Below are 25,418 nucleotides of genomic sequence, written 5' to 3'. Positions count from 1 at the left end.
CGATGCCGAGCGAGCTCATGTCCAGCTCTCCAGACAAGCCCGAGATCGCCACGGCCTACGATCGCTGGGCCGCGACGTACGATGACGATTTCAACCGGACCCGCGAGCTGGCGGCCGAGGTCCTCCGGCAGCGCGGCCTGGCGCTGGCTGGCCGGGACGTGCTCGAGATCGGCTGCGGCACCGGGCGCAACACGCAGTGGCTCGACGAGCACGCGAAAAGCGTCCTCGCGCTGGATTTCTCCGAGGGGATGTTGCGTCGCGCGAGGGCCCGCGTGTCTTCTCCCCGCGTCCGGTTCGTACAGCACGACATCCGCGATTCCTGGCCTCTCGCGGAGGGCTCGTCGGACGTCGTGATTGCCATGCTCGTGCTCGAGCACATCGAGCACATCGACGCGGTCTTCGCCGAGGCTGCCCGCGTCTTGCGCGCGGGAGGAGAGCTCTTCCTGTGCGAGCTGCACCCCGTGCGACAGATGCGCGGGGGGCAGGCCAATTTCGTCAACCCGGAGACCGGCCAGCCGGAGCGTGTGACCGCGTTCCTGCATGACGTGTCACAGTACGTGAACGGCGGCCTCGGGGCCGGGTTCGAGCTCGTTCACCTGGGCGAGTGGCGCGACGCGGAGGCCGCCAGGAGCGACCCGCCGCGGCTTCTGTCCGTGCAGCTCAGGCGCACGGCACGCCGTCCGCCTGAAGCATGATCGACGTCCTCATCGACGGTTCCTGTTCTTTACCACGCTCGGCATCAAGGGCCACGGTCATGGACGTGATCGAAGGCGAGGTCGGGGACGGGCCTTATCTGTTCGGCGACTGGTTCACCGCGGCCGATGTGATGATCAGCTCGATGTTCATGTGGGCGCGCCTGTGGGGAAATGCGACGGGGCGGCCCAGGCTGGAGGCCTACGTGGATCGCTTGCAGGCGCGCCCGCACGCGATGAAGATGAAGTCATGAGCGAAGCGCCTGGCCGCGGCGATCGAGGTGGACGAGGTTGACGACCTCGCCGCGCTCGGCGGCGCTGCGCCACGTCGCGCGCGGAGCGCGCCGCAGCGATCGCCGTTCGGGTGACGTGGATTGGGCCATCGGTCTATGATGGTCGCCATGAAGCTCCCGTCACGCCGGCGCCGCCGCGTGCTCGCGTCCTCGTTCGTCATCACGGTGGCCGGCGGCGCGACGGCTTGTGGCACAGCCCAGCCGCCGCCCGATCCGCCGGAGCTGATCGCCAACCCGCCGCGCCTGGATTCCCCGCTGACGTATTCGTCTGGCGTGGGGGATGCGGCCGCGTCCAGCGACGCCGGGACGACCGAGACGCAGGACGCGGCGGCACCGGAGACGTCGCGGGACGCCGGAACGACGTCGGCGCCGGCCGCGTCCGGTGCATCCCACGGCGCAGGGGCGACGGCGGCGCAGGGCGAGGAGCGACCGCTTCCGCAGCCCGCGCAGGGGGGAAAGGTGGTCCGGGGTCCGGACGGCATGTGCAGGCAGTTTTTCCCGAACACCTGCCCGCCGCCTCAGCCCTCTCGCGACGGAGGCCCTCCCGTGGTCGTCATGTGCAACCCACCGCCGCCCCAGAGGGTCGCGTGCCCGCCGGAAGGCAGCCAGCCCTGACCGCAGGGCTGCCCTCTGGAGCGGACGATACGACTCCCGTAGATCCCGCCCTCCTCGATCGCGCTCTTGCGCTCTACGGGCTCGATCCGGCGACCTGCCGGCACATCGGCGGCTTCGAGAGCCACGTCTTCGAAGCACGGCGGGGCGACGGTGCCTTCGTCCTGAAGCTCGGGGATCCCGGGCGCAGGTCCCTGGACGCGGTCGAGGCGGAGTGTGAATGGCTGGAGTACCTGACAGCCAATGGCGTCCGCGCCGCCCCGGCGATCCGGGCCGCTGACGGCAGCTACGCAGCGTTGCTCGGCGGGCCCGGCCAGGCCGTCTGCGTGCGCGCGTACGCGAAGGCGCCAGGCGCTCCGCTCTCTGCCGACGATCTGACGCCGGACGTGGCGACCGCCTGGGGGCGGCTCCTGGGGCGACTGCACGCCGCGACCAAGGTGTATGTTCCGCCGTCGGCGAGGCGGCGTCATGCGTGGCATGAGGACGGCGACTTCACCAGCGCGCGGGAGCTCTTGCCGGAGGACGAGCGCGACCCGATCGGCGGTCGGCTGGAGCGGCTCATCGCGGAGCTCCGGGCCTTGCCGACGGACCGCGACGCCTTCGGCCTGGTGCACACCGACGCCCACTTCGGGAACGTGCTCAAGGACGGCGGCGCGCTGACGCTGATCGATTTCGACGACTGCGCCTACGAGTGGTTCGCGAGCGATCTCGGGATCGTCCTCTTCTATGTCGCGATCGACCCGCTCGGCCCCGGGCGGCCGCCCGAGCTCCTCCGGATGTTCCGCGACAGGTTCCTGGACGGCTACGCCCGGGAGAACGCGCTCTCCGCGCGGTGGCTGGCGGAGATGGATCGGTTCATGAAGCTGCGCGAGCTCGTGCTCTACACGGCGATCCGCCGGGTCAGCCGGCGCGAGGCGCCGGACGCCTGGTGTCGCGCTTATCTCGAGCGCCACAAGCCGCGCATCCTCGGCGATCAGCCGGCGTGGCCGGAGGCTGGCTGAGAGCGCGTCGCTCAGCCGCCCTGTCGAGCTAACCCACCGCCCGAGGGCGGTCGCGGCGCGAGCATCGGGTGCAGCTCGGCGATCCCCAGCCGCGCGCGCCCCGCGAACTCGTAGGCGTCGTCGGTCGCGGCGATGTGCTGCGTCGCCGCGTGGATGTCCCGGAAGCACCGCTGCAGCGGGCTCGCCGCGTAGAGCGCGCCCCCGCCGCCGGCCCGATAGGCGAAGCCCGTGACCTCCGCGGCGACGTCGGTCACATACGTCTGGACGAGCCGGATCGCCGCCCAGTCCTCGATCGAGAGCGCCTCTCCAGCGCGCGCCTGGTCCCACATCCGCCCGAGCACGTCGAACGCATAGGCCCGCGCCGCCGCGAGCTTCGCCTCGGCGCGCCCGAGGTCCATGTGGAAGGCCGCGTGGCTGCCCAGCGCGAGCTGCGGCCACGCCTTCACGCGGCGCGGGGCGACCGCGGCGATCTCGTCGAGCGCGCGCCGCCCGACGCCGAGCGCGAAGCCGACGTGACCGGCTGCGAGCAGGGCAAGCAACGGCAGCGAGACCAGCGCGCCGCCGCGCCGCTGAGGCGCCGCCGGGAAGGGGCACGTCCGCGCCTCGGGCACGAGCGCGCCCTCGATCCGGTAGTGGTCGCTCCCCGTGCCGCGCAGGCCGGCCACGTCCCACGTGTCCTCGATCACCACCTGCTCGCGCGGGACAGCGAGGCTGATCATCTCGGGCGGCCCCGCCGGAGGGGCCCCGCCCTCCGGGGCCACGATGGCGCAGGTGAACACCCACGACGCGTGCCGCACGCCGCTGCCGAAGGCCCAGCGGCCCTCGAGCACGTACCCCCCGGAGACGCGCCGCGCGAGGCCGGTCGGAATCTGGAGCCCTGCGAACGTCGGGAACGGCCCTGCGAACACCTGGCGGGCCCCCTCGTCCGGCAGGGTGCCCCCGGCGAGCGCGGCGAGCAGCGCGCTGATCATCAGCGACCACCCCGCCGACGCGTCCGCGCGCGCCATCGCCTCGAAGACCTCGACCTGCGTCAGCGGGTCGCTCTCGACGCCGCCGAGCGCGCGCGGCGCGGCCATCGCGAGCAGGCCGCTCGATTGCAGGGCATCGACGACCGCGGGCGCGAGCGTGCGCAGCCGCTCGGACGCCTCGGCGTGGGCGGTGGCGACGCCGCGGACGCGCTCCACGGCGGCAAGGAGGCGTTCGCGCTCGGGGGATCGACGGGGCTCGGACATACGGGGCTCCTTTCCTGGATCATGTGCAGCGCGCCGGCCACCGGCCGCCCGCGCGCCCGATGATGACACTGACAACATGGAGAAAGTTTCCACTGCCTACATTTTCTTTGCGGCTGCCTGCAGCTCCTGAGCTCGCGGCCCTGCATCCGCGATCCCGGGCCCCGCGGCTCGGTGGGACCGCGGCCTTCGTGGTATCGTGCGCCTGCGCTGTGGCTTCCCCCGCAAGGCGCCGCCGTCCGAGCGCGCGCACCTCACCCGCAACCGCGTCGCGCCCTTCACCCGCGCCTGCGCCGCGCCCTTCACCCGCGCCTGCGCCGCGCCCCGTCGACCGGCCCTACCACCACGGCGACCTCCGGCGCGCCGTGCTGGAGGAGGCGCTCTCGCTGATCGAGGAGCAAGGGAACGCGAGCTTCACGCTGCGCGAGGTCGCGCGGCGCATCGGCGTCTCGCACGCCGCGCCTTACCGCCACTTCGCGGACAAGCGCGCCTTGATGACCGAGCTCTCGGTCCAGGCGAGCGCGGCGCTCGGCGCGCGGATCTCGGCCGCCCTCGAGGGCGCCGGGGGCGACCTTCGGGCGCGGTTCCTGGCCGCCGGCTTCGCCTACGTCGCCTTCGCGCTGGAGCACCCCGCGCCCTTCCACGTGATGTACTCCGGCGAGGTGGACGTGGACGACCCGCGGGTCGCGGTGGCCACCTCGCAGAACCTGGGGGTGCTCCTCGGGTTCATCGAGGAGGCGCAGCGCGCCGGCGCGTTCCCGCCCGGCGATCCGTGGGCGCTCGCGGTCCCGATCTGGGCGATGCACCACGGCCTCGCGACCCTCGCTGCGTCGGGAGCCCTTTCCAAGGCCGGGCCGACGGCGCTCCGGAACCTGGTCGACGACGCCCACGCGCGCCTGCTCGACGGGCTGCTCCTCGCCACGCCGGGGCCGTCGCGCGCCTGACGCCCGCGACGGATTCCCGTGCCCCTCCGCCCCGGCTACGCTTGCGCCCCTCATGCGTGCTACCGCCGCGCTCGCGCTGTCCGCCTTCCTCGTCGCCGTCTCGTCCTCGCCGGCCGCTGCCGCCGACCCGTCCCCCGAGCTCACGTACCGGCCCGAGATCGATCTGCCCGTCACCGTCGTCGGCGGCGCCGCATGGATCGCGTCCGAGCTCGCGAAGAAGGGCCTCGCCCCCGAATCGTGCCGCTGGTGCACGGCCAACGCCCTCGACACGTCGATCCGCGACGCGCTGGTCTGGAGAGGCAACCCGAACACCGCTCATGATCTCAGCAACGTGACGGTCCTCGGCGTCGCGCCCGCTGCAGCGCTGGGCCTCACGGCGCTCGCCGCGTGGTACGACGGCCGCTCCGACAACATCGCCGCCGATCTCGTGATCGTCACCGAAGCGATGGTGGTGGCGATGAACATGAACCAGATCACCAAGTACATCGTCGGCCGCCAGCGGCCCTATGCCCATCATGACAACCCGGACGTGCTCCGCGCGGGCGAGGGCACATCGGGTCCGCTCCCGCACGACGACGAACTCTCGTTCTTCTCAGGTCATTCCACGGCCGTCTTCTCGCTCGCCGCCGCGAGCGGCACCGTGGCGTCGATGCGCGGCTATCGCGCGGCGCCGTGGGTATGGGCGAACGGAATGGCGATCGCCGCGCTCTCCGGCTACCTGCGCATCGCCGGCGATCGCCATTATTTCACCGATGTGCTCACGGGCGCCGTATTCGGCGCCGCCTCCGGCGTGCTGATCCCGGCTCTGTTTCATGCCCCGCGCCCGGGCGTTGCCAGCTCTGGCCCCCGGCGTTTTCGCCTCTCGCTCGCGCCGGCGGGCGGCGGCGCGGGCGTGGGCGTCGCCGGCGCCTTCTGAGCCGAGTAGGGCGATTTCGGCCATCGGCAAGCGGCAGCGCTGCTTTCGGACGGCGTAAGTAAGCAGTGTTGACAAACCGATAGTTCATTTTTACAATACGCCTGTCAGCTAGGAATGCTGGTGCTCGGGCCGTCGTTGCTGGAGCGCTAGCTCATTACGTCGAATACGCCGTGCCGCGCTGGCGGCCATGGCGACGGCGAGCTGCGGTCCCGCAATGGGCACGCGCGTTTTCGCGGGCCCGTCTCGGCGGGGTTCCGCCAGCTCGGCCCCATGAAGGAGTCGACGACATGCATGTCGTTCACCATTCGTCACACACCCGGTGGATCGCGGGAGGCCTCGCCGCCCCGCTCCTCGCCCTCCTCGCAGGTTGCAGCGATCAAGCGCTCGGGGCGCCCGTGCCGGCGCTCGGCGCCGAGCTGCCGCCTCGGTCCGCGCCCGGCGTGGGCCGGGAGCTGCCCCAGGAGAGCGCCGTTCAGGGCGAGCCCACGCTTCGGCCCGCCGCGACGGCGGCCGCGCTGCTGGAGCGCGACGAGCTGCTCCGGGAGGCCGGGCGGCTCGCGGAGATCAGGGCGGTGCTCGCGCGATCGCCAGAGGCGCCGCTCGCTCTGCTCGACGAGCACCGGGCCGAGTTCCCGGAGGGGCGCCTCGCGGCCGACCGGGAGATCGTCGCGATCGACGCGCTGCTGCGCAGCGGGCGCGCCGACCAGGCGCGCGCCCGCGCCGGGGATTTCCTCTCGCATTTCCCGGCGAGCCCCCACGCGGACCGGGTTCGCCGCCTGACCGGCGCCGCGCCATGAGACGATCTCGACACCGCCGCGCGGCGCCGCCGTAGCGCCGGACGGGCATCGATGGAGGCTCGCGGCCGCAACGGCGGCTGAGCCTGGGCCCCCGCGCCCGCGGGACCTCAGCCCGCGGGCGCCGGCTCGGATTCCGGGGGGGCCATCCCGTCGACCACGACCGGATCGCTCTGCTCGACCAGGTGCGGCTTGCCCCACGTGTCGATGAAATGCCCCGACCGCTTCGCCTTGGTCTCCAGGTAGAAGCGGTTGTGATCGTTCGGCGGTATCACGTGCGGGATGCGCCCGGCCACGGAGACTCCGTATTGCGTCAGCTGCTGGACCTTGTTGGGGTTGTTCGTGATGAGCTCGATCGATCTCACGTTCAGGCTGCGCAGCATGTGCGCCGCGACGGCATAGTCGCGCTCATCGTCCCTGAAACCGAGCGCCAGGTTGGCCTCGACCGTGTCGAGCCCCTGGTCCTGCAGCGCGTAGGCCCGGATCTTGTTGATGAGCCCGATCCCTCGGCCCTCCTGGCGCAGATAGAGCAGGATGCCCCGATCCATGCTCTGGATCTTCTTCAACCCTTCGAGGAGCTGATCGCGGCAGTCGCAGCGCAGCGAGCCCATGACGTCGCCTGTCACGCACTCGGAGTGCAGCCGCGTCGGTACGTTCGAGGCGCCGATGACGTCGCCGTGCACCATCGCGATGTGCTCCTTGGCGTCTCGGTTGTTCCAGAACGCCACGATGCGGAAGTGGCCGGCGCGCGTCGGCAGCTCGGCGACGCCGACCACCCGCACGCAGACGTTCACGTGGCCAACCCCATCGCAGTCGTGCTCTCGATCGCGGGCGACGAGCTCCAGGAGCGCATTCATCGAGTCGGTCATGTCCTGCCTCCGCGAGGAGCCGCCTCGCGAGCCGATCCGTCGTGGGTAAAGGCGCGCACGTCTTACCAGAACACGACGGCCAGGCAACGCTCTGCAGCCGCGCGGGGCGGCCCCCCGCCGGAGGATGCCTGTCGACACGGCACCACGGCGCGTTCGTCCCGCCGACACGGGCCTCGCGCGGCGCGGAGCCGTCGCCGTCATCACGCGACCGGAGCGAGGCGGCGGGCTCAGCTATTCATGCGTCATTCGGGCCGCCCTCGGTGGGCCGCGCCGGCCGCGGCCACCTCCGGCAGCGACCCTGACCGCCCCGCGCGAAGCACGCGCAGGATCAAGCGAGGATCCAGGAGCGCCTCCGGCCCGTCGAGCATGTGCAACGCGCGCACGAAGCGCACGTAGACCTCGCGATCGACCTGCGCGGCCCGGTGCAGCATCCCGGTGTACCAGCGCATGATCGGCTGGAGGAACGGCCGCCGGCCCCTGGTCTCGGGGTAGGCGAGGTCTTCCCCCGTGGACATCCGCCACGGCAGGTCGACCGCCCTCGCCGCGGCCGCGTGGTAGCGGCGGGTGAGGCCCGCGATCGCGCCGCGCCCCGCGCGGCGGCGGTGCTCCTTGAGCGCGGCGTCGAGCGCCAGCGCCTGGAGGCAGGCCGACGTCATCCCCTGGCCGTAAACGGGGTTGAAGCTGGCGAGCGCGTCGCCCAGCACGGCGAGCCCCTCGGGCATCCGCGCCATCCGCTCGTAGTGCCGCCGGAGGTGCGCCGGGAACTTGGAGACGGCGACGTCCGTCACCGGCTCGGCCCCGAGCAGCGCCCGGTAGAGCGCGTCGTTGGGCAGGCCCCGGGCGAACTCCAGGAAGCCCTCGGGATCGGCGGGCGGGTGATCGCCGAACAGGCCCGCCAGCACCACGATCCAGCGCCCGCCCTCGATCGGCGCGATGCAGCCGAACCGCCGGCTGTCGGACGGCGAGCCGAGGACGTACAGCGACTTCCACGGGAGCTGCGCCGGATCCCGCGGCCGGTACTGCCGGCTGGCGTACCCCACCCGGACCTGGATGGTCGACTCGTCGGGCCGCCGGTAGCCGAGCGCCTCGAGCCACGCCGGCGCGCGCGAGCCGCGCCCGCTGGCGTCCACCACGAGCTCCGCCGGCAGCCGCTCGATCCGGCCGCCTTCGTCGCGTTGCCGGAGCACGACGCCCGTGATCCGGGAGTGATCGCGAGACGCCGAGAGCTCCACCACCTCGCGCTGGTCCAGGCGCCGCACCCTGGGCAGCGCGAACGCGCGGCGGCGCACGTGCGCCTCGAGCAGCGGACGGGTCATGCACACGGTCCGCACCCCCGTCTCGAAGCGCGGCTTCCAGGCGCCGTGGTGGTGCCACGCCAGGCCGAGCCCGAAGTCGTACGCGATGGCTCCGTCCTGGAGCAAATCCCCGGTGAAGCCGGGGAACAGGTCGTTCAGGATCCGCTCTCCCTGGGCGAGCAGCCCGTGGAGCTGGCGAGCCTGGGGCACCCCCTTGCGGGCCTCGCGGAGGTCATCCGGGATGGCGTCACGCTCGACGACGGCCACCTCGCCGAAATGGTCGGCGAGCACGCGGGCTGCGACCAGGCCCGCGATGCTCCCACCGATCACCACCGCCCTGCGGCCGGCGAACGGGCGATTGGAGCGGATGTCCTCCTGGGTGCAAGGCTTCATGGAGCCGCCTGGATTGCAATCCTCGGGCCGCCCCTGAGGACTGCAAGGCCGGCGCAATGCTCGCTTCGTGATGAGGCGCTCAACCTGCGTTGCGCGCGCTGCGCACATCGCGCGCGACCCGCCGAGGCCCGACTGAGCAGCTGCGCAACTACGCAACTCCACGCGCTCCGTCGAGATGAAAGCGACCATCACTCCTGCGCTCTTCGTCGCCATCAAAGATGGACCTCCGGCGCGACAGGCGCGGAGAGGCCGTATCGAGGCGCCGCCGCCCGCTGGCGGGTGGCCGCTCCGCGGCGGGTGTGAGAAAGAGCACCGCTCACGATCCGGTCCTCGCGTCTTCGTGAGAGACGCTCGACGTGCATGGCAATGCCGCGCGCCCGGAACCGCGCGACGTGACCCGTCGTCCCGCGATGGGCGCCGGGCTACTTCTTGCGGCAGCCGCAGTCGGACGTCGGCGCTTGCGGCGCCGCAGGCCGCTGGCACGTGGTCACGAGGGTGCTCAGGACAGCGAGGAGGATCGCGACGCGGAGCCGCATGCCGGTGATCCTCCCCCGCGCGCCGGGCGGCGTCAATCCGGGGCCGTGGGCTCAGCCGAGCGGCATCTCCAGCGACACCTCGTCGAGCCCGACGCCCAGGAAACGGCGCGGGCGCACCGTGACCGCGATCTGCGCGCCGCCCTCGCCGCGGCCCGCCTTGACGGTGAGCTCGATGCTGGCGGGCGGCGCGTTCTCGAACAGCGCCCAGAGGGCACCCTCGACGACCGGCTGGACCTCCGCCGGATTGCTGTCCGGGGGCAGCTTCGAGCAGAGCGCGCGCAGGAACTGGACGACGCGCGCGACGAAGAGCTGATCGACGAGCGAGACGCGCTCGAGGCGCTCGTCCGGCTCGGCCGTCGGGCTGTCGTACGTGAGCTTCTCCGGCGGGACGTAGGCCGTCGGCGCGGCGAGGACGTACACCGCGTCGCTGTTCGGGGCCGACGCGAGCAGGAGCACGCCGCTCTTCGAGAGCTCGCGCTGGGTGTCCGTGGACACGAACGCCTCGGTCGGGATCGCGACGCCCTCGTCGCCCTCGTACGCGCCCTTGACCTCGTGCACCGGCAGGTCCCCGAGCGTGCCGCCGCCCTTCGCGCCCGTGACGCGGCAGGGCCACGCCGTCTCGCGGAAGCTCCCCGCGATCAGCGCGCCGACGACGTACGCCGGCGAGATCCAGACGCGGCCGCCCTCATCGCCGGGCTGCTCGGCGATCGCCGCTTCCCGGATCCGGGAGGTCGTCCGGTCGTACGGCATCCGGCCGAGCACGCGGTTCATCGCGATCGCGACCCACCGCGCGCCATGCCGCGCCGCAGCGGAGCGCCACGGCGCTCGGTGCGGCGCCCGGAACAGCGCGGCCTTGTTGTCGAGCCGCTCGACGCCGCCGAGATCGTCGACCCCGAGCAGGCGCGCGTCGCCGTTCACGACGGCGGGGAGCGCGTGCGCCTCGGCGACGCGCGCGATCTCCTCGAGCCGCGCGAGCGACGCGGCGCTGCCGTCGATCGCGACGTCCACGATGGCGACCGACGCCGGCGGCTCGGAGCTCGCCGTCTGCGCGAGCACCCGCGCGAGCGCCCCGGCCGCCTCGTCCGGGCGCGCGCTGACGACGTCGAACCGGACGCCCTCCGCCGCCTTCGCGCGCTCCACGAGCAGGCTCAGCCCGCGCCACGCCTCCTCGAGGCGCCGCACCTCGGGGTGCTGCAGGATCGCGCCGAGCTGCGCGCCGATCGCGCGCTCGATCTGCGCGATCGCCTCCGCTGGCCGAGCGGGCTGGCCCGCGCGCGGGCGGGCGCTCGCCGCCACGGTCGCGATGAGCTCCGAGAACCGCCCTGCCTCCGCCGGCTTCTGATCGAGGCTGCCCGGCGTCGCGGGTGGGGGCGCCGCCTCGGCGCCCTCGCCCCCGCCGAGGTCGACCATCGAGAGCAGCGCGTCCACGTCCGAGCCGGGCGCGGGCGCCGGCGCCGCGGGCCGCTCCGCGGCGGGCGCGGAGCGGTCGGGCGAGGCGTCCCGGCGCTCCGGGAGGAGGCCCAGGATGTCGCGCACCAGCGGGGAGCCGCCCCAGAGCCGATCGAGCTCGGCGCGCGCCTGGTCGAGCGTGGCCGAGCCGTCGCGCAGCCGATCCAGGACCCGGCGGCCGTCGAGCAGCGAGCGCAGCAGCGGCACCTCGGCGCACAGCGCGTCGGGCCGGAAGCTCTTCAGCCCGGCGGGCGCGAGGTCGACGCGCACCGCCCGGCCCGCCGCGAGCACGCTCGGCACCTCGATCGCGAGCCGTGGCCGGAGCATCGTGAAGAGGTTATCGAAGCGGCTCGCGTCGACGCGTAGCCCGCCCGCGGGCGGGCTCGCGCCGGCGTTGTGCGGATCGCGCGGGGTGAGATCGGCGACGACGAGCACGCGCAGCGGGAGCAGCGGCCCCCGCTCCACGGCGCCCCCGTCCTCGCCCACGTGGAACCTGAACTCGTCGCCCAGAACGCCCTTTTCCGTCATGGCCAGCGCAGCATAGGCGTCACCTATCGGCGCGAGAAGCGCTAAGCTCCGCGCGCATGAAGACGGAAGGCGGTCCGCCCTTGAACTTGAACCCTGAACCTCACGCCGCCAGCGATCGCAGGCGCCTCCGCGGGGGCGCCCCGATCCAGATCGGGCTCCTCGGCTGCGGGACGGTCGGCGGCGGCGTCCTGCGCCTCCTGGCCGAGAACTCCGGTTACCTGGCGGAGCGCGCGGGCGTCCCCCTCGTCGTGAAGCGCGTGGTCGTGCGCGACCTCGAGAAGGAGCGCGTCGCCGCCCTGGATCGCGGCGTGCTCACCACGAACCCCGAGGAGGTCGTCGACGACCCCTCGATCGACGTCGTCGTCGAGGTGATGGGCGGCGAGACGCCCGCGCGCGCGCTGATCGAGCGCGCCATCGACCGCGGCAAGGGCGTGGTCACCGCGAACAAGCTGCTGCTCGCCGCCCACGGCCCCGCGCTCCTCGCGCGGGCCTCGGCGCGCCAGGTCGACCTCGCGTTCGAGGGGGCGGTCGGCGGCGGCATCCCGATCATCCGGACGCTCCGGGACGCGTTCGCGAGCGACTGGGTCGAGCGCGTCACCGCGATCCTGAACGGCACCTGCAACTACATCCTCACGCGCATGCGCGACACGGGCGCGTCGTTCGACGCCGCGCTGCGCGAGGCGCAGGCGCTCGGCTACGCCGAGGCCGACCCGTCGCTCGACGTCGACGGCCACGACGCCGCGCACAAGCTGATTGTCCTGGCGATGCTCGCCTTCGGGGCGCAGGTCGACAGCGCCGACGTGCACACCTCCGGGATCCGGAGCATCGAGGAGGCCGATCACCGCTACGCCGATCGGTTCGGCTACACCATCAAGCACCTGGCGATCGGCCGCGACCTCGGCGATTCCATCGAGCTGCGCGTGCACCCCACGCTGATCCCGAAGCAGAGCGTGCTCGCCAACGTCTCCGGCGTGCTCAACGCCGTGCTGCTCGAGGGGCGCGCCGTCGGCCCGTCGCTCGTCTACGGCCGCGGCGCCGGCGACCTGCCGACCGCGGTCAGCGTCGTCTCCGACATCCTCGACGTCGCGCGCTCGATCGCGTCGGGCGTCGCGGGCATGCAGGGCCGCGGCATGTCGATCAAGCCCCGCGCGGTCCGCCCGCTCGGCGAGATCGTCTCCCGGTACTACCTGCGCTTCGCGGTCGAGGACCGGCCCGGCGTCATGGGGCGCCTCGCCGGCGCGCTCGGCGACGCGGGCGTCAGCATCGAGCAGATCGTGCAGCAGGGGCCGACGAACTCGGGCTCGGGCGCGGCGCCCGCGGGCGGGGCGGCCGCTCGTCAGCCCGCGGTGGACGTCGTGCTCATCACGCATGACGCGCGGGAGGGGCTCGTGCGGAGCGCGCTCGACGCGATCGCGCGCGAGCAGTTCCTCCGCGAGCCGGTGCACCTGTTCCGCATCGAGGAACCGTGACCTCCCACAGCGACGCGCCGCTCGGCGTGTTCGACTCGGGCCTCGGCGGCCTCACGGTCGTGCGCGCGCTGCGCAGGCGCTGCCCTGCGGAGGACATCGTCTACCTGGGCGACACGGCGCGGGTCCCGTACGGCACGCGGTCGCCGGAGACGGTGGTCCGCTACGCGCTCGGCTGCGCGCGCGTGCTCATCGGCCGCGGCGTCAAGGCGATCGTGGTCGCGTGCAACACGGTGAGCGCCGTCGCGATCGACATGCTCCGGGTCGAGCTCGACCTGCCCGTCCTCGGGGTCATCCTGCCCGGCGCCCGCGCTGCCGTCGCGGCGTCGCGCGGCGCGACGATCGGCGTGCTCGGGACGGCCGGGACCATCGCGTCCGGCGCCTATCCCCGCGCCGTGGCGTCGCTCAGCACCCGCACCGAGGTCGCCGGCCAGGCAGCTCCGCTGCTCGTCTCGCTGGCGGAGGAGGGATGGATCGAGGGCGAGGTCCCGCGGCTCGTCGCGCGGCGGTACCTGGAGCCGCTCATCGGAGCGGGCGCCCGCTCGATCGTGCTCGGGTGCACGCACTTCCCGCTCCTCCGCGCCGCGATCGAGGCCGAGACGGCGTCGCTCGCCGGCGGCCCCCTCCCGATCGTGGACAGCGCGTCGGCGACCGCGGAGGAGGTGGCCTCGTTCCTCGCCGAGCGGGGGCTCGCGACCTCCCGGAGCACGCCGGGCGGCCTCTCGCTCCTCGTCACGGATCTACCGAAGAGCTTCGCCACCGTGGCGGCCAGGTTCCTCGGGGAGCCGGTCGTCGCGGACGGCGCCGTGCGCTCCCCGACCCAGGCTGGCGCCGCTGTCCGATCTCCGACCCAGGTTGGCGGAGACGCCGCTGGCCATTCTTCCCCTTTTTCCGCCCAAGGCGTCGACGTGGAGCAGATCGACCTGTAATACGCAGCAAGCTTCGCCCGGGGCTCCGGGCGCGGAGGAGGTTTTCCACACGATGACGCAGCTCAGGTGGCTTTCGGCCGGCGAGTCGCACGGGCCGGAGCTCGTGGCGACCGTCGAGGGTATTCCGGCGGGCATGCCGCTCCTCGCGGAGGACATCGACGAGGATCTGGCGCGTCGCCAGCGCGGCTACGGGCGCGGCGGGCGGATGAAGATCGAGACCGATCGCGTCCGCCTCGTCGCCGGCGTGCGCGGCGGCGAGACGCTCGGCGGCCCCATCGCCATGGTGATCGAGAACCGCGATCACGCGAGCTGGGCCGGGCGGATGGGCCCCGAGCCGTTCCCCGAGCCGCCCGAGGCGCTGACCCGCCCGCGCCCTGGCCACGCGGATCTGGCCGGCGGCCTGAAGTACGCCCGGCGGGACCTGCGCGACGTGCTCGAGCGGGCGAGCGCGCGCGAGACCGCGGCGCGGGTCGCGGTGGGCGGCGTTTGCCGCAAGCTCCTCCGGTCCGTCGGCGTCGAGGTCTTCGCCCACGTCCTGTCGATCGGCCCGGTGGCGTCGCCGACCTCCGCCGCCTCGGGCGGGGGTGAGCTCCCGCTCGCCGAGCTCCGAGAGCGCGCCCGCGCCTCGGATCTCGCGTGCGTCGACGCCGCTGCCGCGCAGGCGATGCGCGACGCCATCCGCGAGGCCGCGCACCGGGGCGACACGCTCGGCGGCGTCTTCGAGGTGATCGCCACGGGCCTGCCGCCCGGGCTCGGGAGCCACGTGCAGTGGGACCGCAAGCTCGACGGACGGCTCGCGCAGGCGCTGATGAGCGTCCAGGCGATCAAGGGCGTCGAGATCGGCATCGGCTTCGAGGCCGCGCGCATCTCGGGCTCCGAGGTGCACGACCCCATCGCCTACGATCAGGGGGCGCACGCGTTCACCCGCCCGTCGAACCGCGCCGGCGGCCTCGAGGGCGGCATCACGAACGGCATGCCGCTCATCTGCCGCGCCGCCATGAAGCCGATCGCGACGCTCAAGCGCGCGCTCCCGTCGGTCGACGTGCGCACCAAGGAGCAGTTCGACGCCGCCTTCGAGCGCAGCGACGTCTGCGCCGTCGCGGCCGCCTCGGTCGTCGGCGAGGCGATGGTGGCGATCACGCTCGCCGCCGCCCTGCTCGAGAAATTCGGCGGCGACAGCCTCACGGAGCTCTCGCGCAACGTCGACAGCTACCTCCAGCAGGTCCGCTCTTACTGAAGGCCATGGAATTCCTTCCCGACGCACCTCCGCTCCTGCTCACCGGCTTCATGGGGGCAGGCAAGTCCACCGTGGGCCGCATCGCCGCCGCGCGCACGGGGCTCCCGTTCCTCGATCTCGACGACGCCATCGTGCAGGAGGCCGGCGAGAGCGTCCCGTCGCTCTTCGCCAAGCGCGGCGAGGCTGGCTTCCGCGCGCTGGAGGCGGCGACCCTGCGCCGGCTCCTCGCGGCGCGCGGCCCGCGCATCATCGCCCTCGGCGGCGGCGCCCTGGTCGATCCCGCGCTCCGCGCCGAGGCGCTCGAGCGCGGCTGCGTCGTCGCGCTCACCGCCACCCCGCGCACGATCGCCGCGCGCACGCCGAACGGCAACCGCCCGCTCCTCGACGGCGCGCCGGATCGCGAGGCGCGCATCCGAGAGCTCCTGGCCGCGCGCGCCCCCGTCTATGCCGAGGCCCACGCGTGCGTCGTGACCGACGGCGTCTCCCCCGCGGACGTCGCGGCGCGGGTCCTCCGCGCCTACGCGGATCGCCCGCTCTTCGTGCCGCTCGGCGACAAGAGCTACGCGGTGCGCATCGCCTCCGACGGGGCGGCGTCCACGGCGGACGCCATCGCTGCGCTGGCGCCGACGTCCGTCTTCGTCGTCACGGACGAGAACGTGAGCCGCCTCTGGGGCGCGCCGCTGCTCGCCGCGCTCGCGGCGCAGGGGACGCCGGCCGCGGCCGTCACGGTGCTCAAGCCCGGCGAGGAGCACAAGCGGCTCGCGGCCGTCGAGGCGGCGCTGACGGCGATGATCGACGCGGGCGCCGATCGCGGGGCGGTGGTACTCGCGCAGGGCGGGGGTGTGGTGACCGACATCGGCGGGTTCGCTGCGTCCACGCTGCTGCGGGGCGTCCGCTGGGTCGCGGCGCCGACCACGCTCCTCGCGATGGTCGACGCCTCGGTAGGCGGCAAGACAGGGGTCGACCTAGGCCCCGCGAAGAACGCCGTCGGAACGTTCCACCAGCCGTCCGCGGTCGTCGCGAGCCCGGCGGCGCTCGCCACCGAGACCGACCGCGCCTACCGGAGCGGGCTCGCGGAGGTGGTGAAGTCGGCCTGCATCGGCGATCCGGAGCTGCTCATGCTGCTCGAGCGCGAGGCCGACCGCGTCCTCGCGCGCGACCCCGGCCTGCTCGCCGAGATCATCCGCCGCTCGATCGCCGTGAAGGCGGCCATCGTCGCCCGCGACGAGCGCGAGTCGGGCGACCGCGCCCTCCTGAACCTCGGCCACACGCTGGGGCACGCCCTCGAGGCCGAGGGGGGGTTCGTCCGGCTGGCGCACGGCGAGGCGGTGGCGCTCGGCATGGTCGCCATGTTCCGCGTCGGCTGCGCGCTGGGCGTGACCGATCGCGCGGCGGCCGACCGGGCGACCCGCTTGCTCGCGCGGCTCGGTCTGCCCACCCGGATCGAGGACGAGCCGGTCTCCGCCGCGCTGCGCTTCCTGTCGCTCGACAAGAAGCGCCGGGGCTCGTCGGTCCGGACGGTGCTGATGCGGGACATCGGCAGCACGTTCGTGGAGCCGATTCCGCTCGATCGCCTCGCCTCCCTCCTCGAGCGCGCGGCCGCCCGCGCGACCTGACCCTCGGACGCCGAGCGGTGTGCCTGAGACAGCCCTGCTCCGGGCGAAATCCGTGCGTCGGCGCCGCACGCCCTCCTCGCTGAACGCCTCCGGCGCAGACGGCGCTTGCGCTGTCGGTGAATAAAATCGATGTGTCTCCAACGTTCTTCGGAAAAAATCCCGGCACACCGCCCGCATCGTCCGCTCCGCGCTATCTTTCTCGGCGCCGATGGTGACCGTGACGAAGAAGAGAATCCTGGTGGTGGAGGACGAGCAGGACACGGCGGCGATGATCGCCCGGTTCCTCGGCGACGAGTTCGACACCGTGGTCGCGACGAACGGGGTCGATGGGCTCGCGCTGGCCCAGCAGGAGCCGCGGCCCGATCTGGTGATCGTGGACATCATGATGCCGAAGCTCGACGGGGTGAGCATGACGAAGCGGCTCCGCGAGCACGAGCCGACGCGCCGGGTGCCGATCATCTTCCTGACCGCCAAGTCGGATCCGATGGACGTCATCGCCGGCATCCAGGCGGGCGCACGCCATTACATCACGAAGCCCTTCGTGCTCGACGATCTCAAGAAGAAGGTCCGCAAAGCCGTCTACGGCCGCTAGAGCGGCGGTCACTCGCTTCGGATACGGGCCCACCTCGACGTTTTCGGTGCTCAGCGCACAGGAGTGCGCTTGCGCGCCGAAAACGCCGATCTGGGCCCGTCTCCTGTGCGAGAGACCGCCGCTCTGCCCCGGCGGACAGCGGGGCGGTGGGGGGAAACCGCAGCAGGGGGCGGGCCTGGCCGGCGCTTCGCGGGGGCGGCGCTGGTCAATGAGTCGAACGGCGAAGAGGCTAAGAGAAGGGGAGAAGGCCGACTGGCGATCTTGGCATCTCCGAGGTTTCTCGCCTCGAGCCGGTCCGTTTCTCGCGTGCTGCGTGGTGCCGCAGGGCAGGAATCCCGGCGATTTCTACCGCCGTCACGCGCCGGCACCGCGGGGCGCTCGCCTTGTGTTCTATGAGGTTTCTTCGGAGACCTCGTATCTCCGCTGGGGCTCGGCGCCGGTCGTGCGCGGCGCTGCCAGGAGGTGCCCGCGTCAGCTGCCGCCGCGGTGCGGGACGCTGCAGGCCCTGAACGCTTTCTCGAACAGCTCGAGCGAGCGGGAGATGCTCGAATGCACCCGGCGGATCTCCTCGGCGGAGGTGGTCGCGAGCTTCACGATCTCGAGCGCCTCGCGCGGGTGGGCATCATCATAGTTCGCATGCGCGGCGAGCCACGTCAGCGACTTGCTCCCGTCGCCATAGAGCTTCGTAAAGCTCGGCAGCACCACGCGAGAACACTCGCCGATGACCCCCTCGATCGCATAGTTCACCGCGCCGACCGCCTCCGCGAGGGAGCCGCGGTAGGACACCGACCAGAGCCACTCGAAGAGCGACGCGATCTCCGGGCTCGGGCGGTGGCTCGTGATGTCCGAGGTGCTGTGCCCGTGCCACGCCGCCCAGTCGAGGTACCAGCGCACGTGCAGCGCCTCGACCCGGATGTTGCCGATGAGCCAGTCTCGCACCAGGGAGTCGCGCGGCGACTGGCCATAGGTCGTCTTGGCGAGGCTGAGCCCCATGTACTTCGGGAACGCTTCGACCACGCAGAAGAACTCCCGGAGGAGCCCCTTCCACATCTCCTGATCGACCGGCTCCGTCATCGTCTGCGCGATCGGCGGCGTGTAGACCGCGGCCTTCCACTGATCGGCCAGAGATTCGAGCATGTCCTCGACCCAGACCGGGTGCGGCGTCGCCTGAAGGCTGTCCTTGACTTCCTTATGCCGCTGCGAGCGAGGTGACAGCATGAAATTACCTGTAGGGTTGCTGGGTCAATCTGCCTCGTGGCTGCCCGCCGGTCTCTACCCCACCGAATCTCCGCAGGCCGACCGGTCAGCGGCCGTCAGGAGACAATCCGCAAAGCAGGCACGATGCTGATCCCGAGCACGAAGGACGAGAGGGGCAGCGCGAGGACCTCACCATGGGAGGCTTCGTGTACATGTGTCCTGCCTGCATCCAGTCTGGATCAAGGTGAAGGAGCAAGTCAATAGGCAAACGAGGGCGCCGCCGCAACGACAAGAGGGCCGATCTCGCTCAGGTCGCTCACCATACGACCTCGGAGAGGCACTCCGTCGCGCCGCGGAACCGGCACCGCTGGTGGGTTACCTTGGGGGTGGATGCACCGCACAGGAGGAGCGCCTGCTCGACCCAGCCGCAGACGCCTTCTCCGCAGTTCATCGCGGAAGGCCCCTCGTCGTCCCCGGTCGGGCCTGTGATGGTCAGCACCCACTCCCGCGGCTTCACCATGCGCGGGAAGACCTTCCCGGAGTCGAAGTAGCGCGACCAGAACATTCCAGTCCGGGCGACGATCGTGTCGGGCATGGCGATCGAGAGCGCGAACTTCAACACCGTATTGAGGTCGCGATCCGCGACGTAGCGGGCAAACCGCTTGAGCTCAGCGGTTTGGTCGCTCGCAGTCCGCGCGTGCGTTCGCAAGGCGCGGTTCCAGACGCCGATCGGATACCAGCTGCTCGCGAGCAGCGGCTGAGAGAGTACGTCCCGGTCTGACTTGGGCAGCGACGTCACCAGGCGCTCCCATGCACCGGCGTCGCGGGTCGTCGTGACGAACGACCGGAGGTTGACCAGCAACGTTCCTTTGCATCTACCGGCGGGGATCGAGGTCTTGGTCTTCGTCTCGTGCGTCTTCATCGCGGCGAACCTACGGCGGGAAGGCCCCGGTGAAGCTGAGCCCGATCGAGGGCGCGGCGCACGTACCCTCGGACGGGAAACCCTGCCCGGGAGCACATCGTCGGGGCAACTCCAGGAGTCGTGGTTGTACCTTGCAGGGGAGCGTGAGTCGGGCTCGATGGCAAGAGATGATTACGTGGGAGCAGCCGTGCGACACGAGCCGACGTGGCCCTGCGCAAGATCACGCCGGTTGTCCAGCTCTCCTTTCGACCCGAGACGCCAGACCCCCCGCGACCGCCGCAGACGTCTGCGCGCGCAATGGTGTGATGCGCATTACGTGATTTCGCGCCGCGCTCGTCGGTCGTCGTGGCCGTCGACGGGCGCTCGTCGCGGCGACGGGGGCTCGCAGCGGCGACGGGCGCTCGCGGCGGGGCTGCGCGTCGCCTGCGGAGGTGCTGCGCCTGGCAGTTGCCGTCCTCCCCGAACCTCGGTACCCCTACGGCCATGAGCGAACCCACCACGGGCCGGCCCGCCGCCGGCCACGCGGAGCCCGAGCTGCCGCACATCGACGTCGCCGAGCGGGGGGCGCCGCGCGACGGCCGGCCGCAGGTCATCGACGGCCGGCTGTTCATGCAGCTGCTCGTGTTCCGTTGCCCCGGCGACGCCGATCCGGCGGAGCTGACCCGCGCAGCCGGCCAGGCGCTCGCGTCGCAGCGCGTCGGCGCGGTCGTCTACGAGGACATCAACGATCCGCGCGGGATCGCCGTGCTCACATGGGCGGAGGACCCCGCCGTCTTCGTCCAGACCGTCCGCCCGGCGCTCAACCGCAGCGAGCTCCGAGCCCTGGAGCTTCGCCCCGATTTCACGATGCTGGGGCGCACGTACTCGACCGGCTACGAGCAGGATCTCGACTTCTGGCTGCTCCGGCGCCCGGCGGAGACCGTCTTGAACCCCGCCTGGCCGTGGGCGGTGTGGTATCCGCTCCGCCGCAGCGGCGCGTTCTCGAAGCTCGAGGGGCGCGAGCAAGGGAGCATCCTGCGCGAGCACGGCACCATCGGCAGGGCCTATGGCGCCCAGGACCTCGCCCACGACATCCGCCTCGCGTGCCACGGCCTCGACGCCCGCGACAACGAGTTCGTGATCGGGCTCGTCGGCAAGGAGCTCCACCCGCTCTCCCACATCGTGCAGACGATGCGGAAGACCCGCCAGACCTCGGAGTTCATCAGCCAGATGGGCCCGTTCTTCGTCGGCCGCGCCGCCTTCCGCAGCCCGGGCGGCTGACGGGGCCGCTCCCTCTCAGCCGATGCCGGCGAGGCCCGAGAACGCCAGGGCCAGGGCGTCGAGCCGCGCCGCCGCGCGGGCCTCGGCGTCGGCCAGCGGCTCGTCCGCGGCGACCTCCTCGCGCACGTCGAAGTAGAACTTGATCTTCGGCTCCGTCCCGCTCGGGCGGGCGATGAGCCGGCTCCCGTCGTCGAGCTCGTACACGAGCACGTTGCTCGGAGGCAGCACGAGCGGCTCGACCAGGCCGTCGCTCGTGGTGCGCGTGCGCGCCTCGAAATCGCGCCACGCCACCACGGGGACGCCCCCGATCGCGGCCGGCGGGCTCTTCCTTAGCGCGGCCATGATCGCGGCGATCTTGTCGAGGCCGTCGACGCCGCGCAGGGTGTACGAGCGCTGCCCGCTCATGTAGAGGCCGTACTTGCGGGTGATCGCCTGGAGCTCGTCCAGCAGGGTCCTGCCCTCGGCCTTGCGCACCGCCGCGAGCTCGGCGACCAGCGCCGCGGCGCTGATGCCGTCCTTGTCGCGCACGACCGGGCCGACGGTGTAGCCGAGCGCCTCCTCGAAGCCGAACACGAAGCGGGCCCCGGTCGAGCGCTCGATGTCCATCGCCCGGTTGGCGATCCACTTGAACCCGGTCAGGGTCTCCTCGTAGTGAACCCCGAGCGCCGCGGCGATGACGCCCAGCATCGGAGTCGAGACGCAGGACGCCAGCACGAGCCGGCGCTCGTCCGCGCCCTGCGCGCGCCCCTCGGTGAGCAGGTAATTGCCGAGGAGCACGCCGACCTGGTTGCCCGTGAGCTGCACGTACTCGCCGTCAGGGCGCCTCACCGCCACGGCGAGCCGGTCGACGTCGGGATCGTTGGCGAGGACGAGGTCGGCGCCCTCCCGCTTCGCGAGGGCGAACGCCAGGTTCATGGCGCCCTTCTCCTCGGGGTTCGGGAACGCGACCGTGGGGAACCCGCCATCCGGCTCGGCCTGCTCGGGCACGCTCGCCACGCGCGTGAAGCCGGCTTCGCCGAGCGCCTGGCGGACCAGGCGATTGCCGACGCCGTGAAGCGGCGTGTACACGATGCAGAGGTCGCGATCCCCGTCGCTCCGCACCGCGAGGCCGCGGATCGCGCCGAGGTAGCTCCGCTCCAGCTCCTCGGGGAAGTCGCGCACCAGCCCGAGCCTCCTCGCCTCGTCGAGAGGCATGCGGGGGACCTGATCCGCCGGCGGCGAGGCGTCGATCGCCGTCGCGATGCCGGTGTCGTGGGGTGGGATGATCTGCGCGGCGTTGTCCCAGTACACCTTGAAGCCGTTGTACTCGGGCGGGTTGTGGCTCGCCGTCACCATCACGCCCGCGGCCGCGCCGAGGTGGCCGACCGCGAACGCCGCGACGGGCGTGGGGCAGGGGACGGGCGAGAGGTGGCTCGGGATGCCCGCGGCGGCGAGGGCGCAGGCGGTGTCCTCCGCGAACTCTCGGCTCATCCGGCGGCCGTCGTAGCCGATGACGACGCCGGCGCTCCGCGCCTTGTCGCCGAGCGCTTCGAGGAGGTGACGGGCGAGCCCCGCGGTCGTGCGGAGGATGACGGCGCGGTTCATCCGGCTCTCGCCGGCCCCGAGGACGCCGCGGATGCCCGCGGTGCCGAACTCCAGCGGGCCGGCGAAGCGCTCGGCGAGCTCGGCGCGGACGCCGTCCTCGCCTGCCCTGGCCGCGTCGATGAGCCGGCGCAGCTCGCTCTGGGTCTCCGGATCGGGGTCGTGGGAAAGCCAGCGTTCGGCGGGCTCGAGGACGAAGTCGTGGCTCACGCCTGGTATTTAGTTCATGCCGGCCGTGGTTTGCACCACGAGCGCGCGATTCAGCGCGGCGGCAGCGCGGGCGGCGACCGCAGCGCGCTGGCCCGCCGGCCCGGCGCCTACGTGGCCGGCGGCTCCCGGCCAGCTTGGACCGCTCAGCCCGCTCGGCCGAGCGTCAGCCCACCTTCTTGCCGGCGGCGAGCGCCTCGGCGAAGCGCGTGTCGTACTGCCCGCCGCGGAAATCACCGTCCTGCAGGATCTGGCGGAGGAACGCGAGGTTGGTCGCGGCGGGCCCGGCCGGACCGGTGAGCTCGATCGTCGTCTCGGCGAGCGCCCGGTCGAGGCGAGCGATCGCCTCGTCGCGCGTCGGGCCGTGGGCGACGATCTTGGCGAGCAGCGGGTCGTAGAACGGCGTCACCTCGAGCCCCTCGGCGACGCCGGTCTCGATCCGCAGGTCGTCGCCGGCGGCCGGCCAGCGGAGCGCGGTGATGCGGCCGGGCTGGGGGGCGAACTTCTTCGCCGGATCCTCCGCGTAGAGGCGCGCCTCGATGGCGTGGCCGCGGTAGGTGTGGCTCCGGACCTCCGGCGCGAGCGGCTCGCCCGCCGCGATGCGGATCTGGTGCTCGACCAGGTCGAGCCCGGTGCACATCTCCGTGACGCAGTGCTCGACCTGGAGCCGCGCGTTGACCTCCAGGAAGAAGAGCTCGCCGCTCTCCGCCGCGACGAACTCGACGGTACCCGCGCCGACGTAGCCGGCGGCCGTCACGACCCGGAGGGCGCTGTCGTGGAGCTCCTTCCGGCGGACCTCGCCCGCCGCTCCCTGGAAGAACGCGGCCGGCGACGGGGTCTCCTCGACGATCTTCTGGTGCCGGCGCTGCGCGCTGCACTCGCGCTCGCCGAGCGCGACGGCGCCGCCCTGCCCGTCGCAGAGCACCTGCACCTCGATGTGGCGCGGGCGCTCGATGTACCGCTCCATGTACACGCGCGGGTCCCCGAACGCCGCGCGGCCGCGGTCGGAGCACGCGGTGAGGGCGCGCGACAGCTTGCCTGGATCGGTGACGATCTGCATGCCGATGCCGCCGCCGCCGCCCGCGGCCTTGACGAGCAGCGGGAAGCCGATGCTCTCGGCGGCGCGCTGGGCGGCCTCGACGTCGACGGGGTCGACCGGACCGCCCGTGCCCGGCGGCGGGAAGACGTCGGCCGCGCGCGCGTGATCCCGCGCGAGGATCTTGTCGCCGAAGGCGTGGAGCACCGCGGGCGGCGGGCCGATGAACGTGACGCCGGCCTCGACGACGGCCTCGGCGAAGGCCTGGTTCTCGCTGAGCAGCCCGTACCCGGGGTGGATGCCGTCGGCGCCCGTCGCGCGGGCCGCCTCGACGATCGCGTGGATGACCAGGTAGCTGTCCCGGACCGGCGGCGGCCCGATGCGCACCGCCTCGTCGGCCATCGCGACGTGCGGCGCGCTCGCGTCCGCGTCGGAGTACACGGCGACCGTCGCGATCCCGAGCCGTTTGCAGGTCCGGAGGACGCGGCAGGCGATCTCTCCACGGTTGGCGACGAGGATCTTCTTCAACACGGCCGACAGCTACGCCCCCGCGCGGCGGCGCGTCAAGACGCCCGCTGCAGGCGGCGCTCGCTCGCACGCTCCCGGGGGGGGGCGGCGCGCGTGATCGTCAGCCGAGCGCCCGCCGCACCTTCGGCTTGGCCCCGAGCAGCACGAGCTGCCCGCAGGCCGCCGAGACGTCATCGCCGCGCCGGCGGCGAACGAAGCAGGAGTATCCCGCCTGGGTGAGCACCTCCTGGAACGCCGCCACGCGCTCCTGGGCCGGCGGACCCAGCGAGGAGGCCTCGATCGGGTTCATCGGGATGAGGTTGATCTTCACCGGGAGCCCGCGCAGGAGCTTCGCCAGCCGCCGCGCCTCGGCGGGATCGTCGTTCTGCCCGGCGACGAGCGTGTATTCGATGGTGATGCGCCGGCGCCGCGGCAGCGGGTAAGCGCGCAGCGCCGCGAGCAGCTCGTCGAGCGGGTGCTTGCGGTTGATGGGCATCAGCGCCGAGCGCGTCTCGTCGTCCGCGGCGTGCAGCGAGATCGCCAGCGCGATCTGCCCGCCAAAATCCGCTCCGAGCCGCGCGATCTCGGGCACGAGGCCCGACGTGGACACCGTGACCCGCCGCGTCGAGAGGTTGATCCCTTCCGGGTGCGTGAGCAGGCGCAGCGAGCGAGCGGTCGCTTCGTAGTTGTGGAGCGGCTCGCCCATGCCCATGTACACGACGTTGCGGAGCTCCTCGCCCTCCTCGAGCATCGCCCGCCCGAGGAGCACTTGGCCCGCGATCTCCTCGGCCCCGAGGTGGCGCTTGAGCCCCGCCACGCCGCTCGCGCAGAAGCTGCACCCCATGGCGCAGCCGACCTGCGTCGAGATGCACTGGGTGACGCGGACGCGCGGCGCGGCGTCCGCCTCCGCGGCCGCATCGTCGTCCTCGTCGTCGGCCGCCGCCGCGTCGGCGTCGAGCTGCGCGTGCGAGCCGGGGCCCGACACCGACGGGAGCAGGACCGTCTCGATGGTCGCGCCGTCGCGGAGGCGCAGGAGCAGCTTGCGCGTGCCGTCCTCGGAGCGATGAACCCGCTCGGGCGTCAGCACCTCACCCAGCCCCTCCGCGGCGAGGTGCTCGCGCAGCCGCGCCGGGAGGTTCGTCATCGCGGCCGGATCGAGGACGCCGCGGCGATGGATCCACTGGAATACCTGCTTCGCCGTGAACGACCGCTCTCCGCGGGCAGCCAGCGAGGCCGACCAGTCTTCAGGCAGCCGGGCGACGGGGTGAAGCGGCGTGGAGCGCACCTGCCTGGCCTACTGCGCGCCGCCCCCAGCGG

At 72.7% G+C, this 25,418-nt stretch carries 22 protein-coding genes; 13 read left to right on the top strand and 9 right to left on the bottom strand.

The window, feature by feature from the left end:
• Positions 1 to 17: 17 nt before the first annotated feature.
• The 4 genes from WME73_RS26975 (at position 18) to WME73_RS26960 (ending at position 2,598) form a co-directional block, all read left to right on the top strand.
• Positions 18 to 695 (top strand): class I SAM-dependent methyltransferase, encoded by a 678-nt coding sequence (locus tag WME73_RS26975; RefSeq protein ID WP_437739261.1) that lies wholly within the window; start codon positions 18 to 20, stop codon positions 693 to 695.
• A 59-nt stretch (positions 696 to 754) separates the two neighbouring features.
• Complete coding sequence (locus tag WME73_RS26970; protein ID WP_437911381.1) at positions 755 to 946, top strand: glutathione S-transferase family protein; 192 nt, start codon at positions 755 to 757, stop codon at positions 944 to 946.
• A gap of 147 nt (positions 947 to 1,093) precedes the next feature.
• Positions 1,094 to 1,600: a hypothetical protein gene (locus WME73_RS26965; RefSeq protein WP_437911380.1), complete on the top strand. Its 507-nt coding sequence runs from the start codon at positions 1,094 to 1,096 to the stop codon at positions 1,598 to 1,600.
• Positions 1,573 to 2,598 carry a phosphotransferase enzyme family protein gene (locus WME73_RS26960; protein ID WP_437911379.1) on the top strand — a complete coding sequence of 342 codons (1,026 nt, stop codon included), beginning with the start codon at positions 1,573 to 1,575 and terminating at the stop codon, positions 2,596 to 2,598. Before WME73_RS26965 ends, WME73_RS26960 begins: the two co-directional genes overlap by 28 nt.
• Positions 2,599 to 2,609: 11 nt before the next feature.
• Here the strand turns inward: WME73_RS26960 and WME73_RS26955 are convergent, their stop codons facing one another.
• Positions 2,610 to 3,830, bottom strand: coding sequence for an acyl-CoA dehydrogenase family protein (locus WME73_RS26955; RefSeq protein ID WP_437739257.1), 1,221 nt, complete (start codon positions 3,828 to 3,830; stop codon positions 2,610 to 2,612).
• Between the two features lie 362 nt (positions 3,831 to 4,192).
• Between WME73_RS26955 and WME73_RS26950 the strand changes: the two genes are divergently transcribed.
• From WME73_RS26950 to WME73_RS26940, 3 genes are all read left to right on the top strand, one after another.
• Positions 4,193 to 4,771 (top strand): TetR/AcrR family transcriptional regulator, encoded by a 579-nt coding sequence (locus WME73_RS26950; protein ID WP_437739256.1) that lies wholly within the window; start codon positions 4,193 to 4,195, stop codon positions 4,769 to 4,771.
• Positions 4,772 to 4,823: 52 nt separating this feature from the next.
• On the top strand, positions 4,824 to 5,687 hold the full coding sequence (locus tag WME73_RS26945; protein WP_437911378.1) for a phosphatase PAP2 family protein: 864 nt from the start codon (positions 4,824 to 4,826) through the stop codon (positions 5,685 to 5,687).
• Positions 5,688 to 5,974: 287 nt separating this feature from the next.
• Positions 5,975 to 6,484: a hypothetical protein gene (locus WME73_RS26940; RefSeq protein WP_437911377.1), complete on the top strand. Its 510-nt coding sequence runs from the start codon at positions 5,975 to 5,977 to the stop codon at positions 6,482 to 6,484.
• Between the two features lie 107 nt (positions 6,485 to 6,591).
• Here the strand turns inward: WME73_RS26940 and ribA are convergent, their stop codons facing one another.
• The 3 genes from ribA to WME73_RS26925 all read right to left on the bottom strand — a co-directional run bounded on the left by ribA (position 6,592) and on the right by WME73_RS26925 (position 11,551).
• Entirely contained in the window at positions 6,592 to 7,350 is a 759-nt protein-coding gene (gene ribA / locus WME73_RS26935; RefSeq protein ID WP_437739253.1) for a GTP cyclohydrolase II, read from the bottom strand.
• A 242-nt stretch (positions 7,351 to 7,592) separates the two neighbouring features.
• Positions 7,593 to 9,038, bottom strand: coding sequence for an NAD(P)/FAD-dependent oxidoreductase (locus WME73_RS26930; RefSeq protein WP_437911376.1), 1,446 nt, complete (start codon positions 9,036 to 9,038; stop codon positions 7,593 to 7,595).
• Between the two features lie 587 nt (positions 9,039 to 9,625).
• Positions 9,626 to 11,551, bottom strand: coding sequence for a type VI secretion system contractile sheath domain-containing protein (locus WME73_RS26925; RefSeq protein WP_437911375.1), 1,926 nt, complete (start codon positions 11,549 to 11,551; stop codon positions 9,626 to 9,628).
• Positions 11,552 to 11,637: 86 nt separating this feature from the next.
• Between WME73_RS26925 and WME73_RS26920 the strand changes: the two genes are divergently transcribed.
• The 5 genes from WME73_RS26920 (at position 11,638) to WME73_RS26900 (ending at position 17,391) form a co-directional block, all read left to right on the top strand.
• The gene (locus WME73_RS26920; protein ID WP_437739250.1) at positions 11,638 to 13,020 is read left to right on the top strand and encodes a homoserine dehydrogenase; all 1,383 of its coding nucleotides are present in this window, start codon (positions 11,638 to 11,640) and stop codon (positions 13,018 to 13,020) included.
• Positions 13,017 to 13,946, top strand: coding sequence for a glutamate racemase (gene murI / locus WME73_RS26915; RefSeq protein WP_437911374.1), 930 nt, complete (start codon positions 13,017 to 13,019; stop codon positions 13,944 to 13,946). The genes WME73_RS26920 and murI overlap by 4 nt, the downstream gene beginning before the upstream one ends.
• Before the next feature lie 52 nt (positions 13,947 to 13,998).
• Positions 13,999 to 15,183, top strand: coding sequence for a chorismate synthase (aroC, locus tag WME73_RS26910; protein ID WP_437739248.1), 1,185 nt, complete (start codon positions 13,999 to 14,001; stop codon positions 15,181 to 15,183).
• A gap of 5 nt (positions 15,184 to 15,188) precedes the next feature.
• The gene (gene aroB / locus WME73_RS26905; protein ID WP_437911373.1) at positions 15,189 to 16,799 is read left to right on the top strand and encodes a 3-dehydroquinate synthase; all 1,611 of its coding nucleotides are present in this window, start codon (positions 15,189 to 15,191) and stop codon (positions 16,797 to 16,799) included.
• A gap of 217 nt (positions 16,800 to 17,016) precedes the next feature.
• Positions 17,017 to 17,391: a response regulator transcription factor gene (locus tag WME73_RS26900; protein ID WP_437739246.1), complete on the top strand. Its 375-nt coding sequence runs from the start codon at positions 17,017 to 17,019 to the stop codon at positions 17,389 to 17,391.
• Between the two features lie 471 nt (positions 17,392 to 17,862).
• Here the strand turns inward: WME73_RS26900 and WME73_RS26895 are convergent, their stop codons facing one another.
• Both WME73_RS26895 and WME73_RS26890 read right to left on the bottom strand, forming a co-directional pair.
• The gene (locus WME73_RS26895) at positions 17,863 to 18,609 is read right to left on the bottom strand and encodes a TenA family transcriptional regulator (RefSeq protein WP_437911372.1); all 747 of its coding nucleotides are present in this window, start codon (positions 18,607 to 18,609) and stop codon (positions 17,863 to 17,865) included.
• Between the two features lie 295 nt (positions 18,610 to 18,904).
• Entirely contained in the window at positions 18,905 to 19,510 is a 606-nt protein-coding gene (locus WME73_RS26890) for a hypothetical protein (RefSeq protein ID WP_012237471.1), read from the bottom strand.
• Positions 19,511 to 19,993: 483 nt separating this feature from the next.
• On the opposite strand from WME73_RS26890, the gene WME73_RS26885 reads away from it, so the two are divergent.
• The gene (locus tag WME73_RS26885) at positions 19,994 to 20,770 is read left to right on the top strand and encodes a chlorite dismutase family protein (RefSeq protein ID WP_437739244.1); all 777 of its coding nucleotides are present in this window, start codon (positions 19,994 to 19,996) and stop codon (positions 20,768 to 20,770) included.
• Between the two features lie 15 nt (positions 20,771 to 20,785).
• Here the strand turns inward: WME73_RS26885 and WME73_RS26880 are convergent, their stop codons facing one another.
• The 3 genes from WME73_RS26880 to rlmN all read right to left on the bottom strand — a co-directional run bounded on the left by WME73_RS26880 (position 20,786) and on the right by rlmN (position 25,386).
• Positions 20,786 to 22,561, bottom strand: coding sequence for a phospho-sugar mutase (locus WME73_RS26880; protein WP_437911371.1), 1,776 nt, complete (start codon positions 22,559 to 22,561; stop codon positions 20,786 to 20,788).
• 163 nt (positions 22,562 to 22,724) lie between these two features.
• A complete protein-coding gene (locus WME73_RS26875; RefSeq protein ID WP_437911370.1) occupies positions 22,725 to 24,125 on the bottom strand; it encodes an acetyl-CoA carboxylase biotin carboxylase subunit in 1,401 nt (466 codons plus the stop codon).
• 97 nt (positions 24,126 to 24,222) lie between these two features.
• A complete protein-coding gene (rlmN, locus tag WME73_RS26870) occupies positions 24,223 to 25,386 on the bottom strand; it encodes a 23S rRNA (adenine(2503)-C(2))-methyltransferase RlmN (protein ID WP_437739241.1) in 1,164 nt (387 codons plus the stop codon).
• Positions 25,387 to 25,418: the final 32 nt, after the last annotated feature.

It is taken from the genome of Sorangium sp. So ce302 (assembly GCF_051530145.1).
Lineage (GTDB): Bacteria > Myxococcota_A > Polyangia > Polyangiales > Polyangiaceae > Sorangium > Sorangium cellulosum_B.
The sequence above is the reverse complement of the archived record's forward strand: the minus strand, read 5'-3'. Positions and strand labels throughout refer to the sequence as shown.

Bases quoted from the DNA above. Each gene is read 5' to 3' on its own strand.
- WME73_RS26975 (WP_437739261.1), top strand. From the start codon at position 18: ATGTCCAGCTCTCCAGACAAGCCCGAGATCGCCACGGCCTACGATCGC.
- WME73_RS26970 (WP_437911381.1), top strand. From the start codon at position 755: ATGGACGTGATCGAAGGCGAGGTCGGGGACGGGCCTTATCTGTTCGGC.
- WME73_RS26965 (WP_437911380.1), top strand. From the start codon at position 1,094: ATGAAGCTCCCGTCACGCCGGCGCCGCCGCGTGCTCGCGTCCTCGTTC.
- WME73_RS26955 (WP_437739257.1), bottom strand. From the start codon at position 3,830: ATGTCCGAGCCCCGTCGATCCCCCGAGCGCGAACGCCTCCTTGCCGCC.
- WME73_RS26945 (WP_437911378.1), top strand. From the start codon at position 4,824: ATGCGTGCTACCGCCGCGCTCGCGCTGTCCGCCTTCCTCGTCGCCGTC.
- WME73_RS26940 (WP_437911377.1), top strand. From the start codon at position 5,975: ATGCATGTCGTTCACCATTCGTCACACACCCGGTGGATCGCGGGAGGC.
- ribA (WP_437739253.1), bottom strand. From the start codon at position 7,350: ATGACCGACTCGATGAATGCGCTCCTGGAGCTCGTCGCCCGCGATCGA.
- WME73_RS26930 (WP_437911376.1), bottom strand. From the start codon at position 9,038: ATGAAGCCTTGCACCCAGGAGGACATCCGCTCCAATCGCCCGTTCGCC.
- WME73_RS26925 (WP_437911375.1), bottom strand. From the start codon at position 11,551: ATGACGGAAAAGGGCGTTCTGGGCGACGAGTTCAGGTTCCACGTGGGC.
- aroC (WP_437739248.1), top strand. From the start codon at position 13,999: ATGACGCAGCTCAGGTGGCTTTCGGCCGGCGAGTCGCACGGGCCGGAG.
- aroB (WP_437911373.1), top strand. From the start codon at position 15,189: ATGGAATTCCTTCCCGACGCACCTCCGCTCCTGCTCACCGGCTTCATG.
- WME73_RS26895 (WP_437911372.1), bottom strand. From the start codon at position 18,609: ATGCTGTCACCTCGCTCGCAGCGGCATAAGGAAGTCAAGGACAGCCTT.
- WME73_RS26890 (WP_012237471.1), bottom strand. From the start codon at position 19,510: ATGAAGACGCACGAGACGAAGACCAAGACCTCGATCCCCGCCGGTAGA.
- WME73_RS26885 (WP_437739244.1), top strand. From the start codon at position 19,994: ATGAGCGAACCCACCACGGGCCGGCCCGCCGCCGGCCACGCGGAGCCC.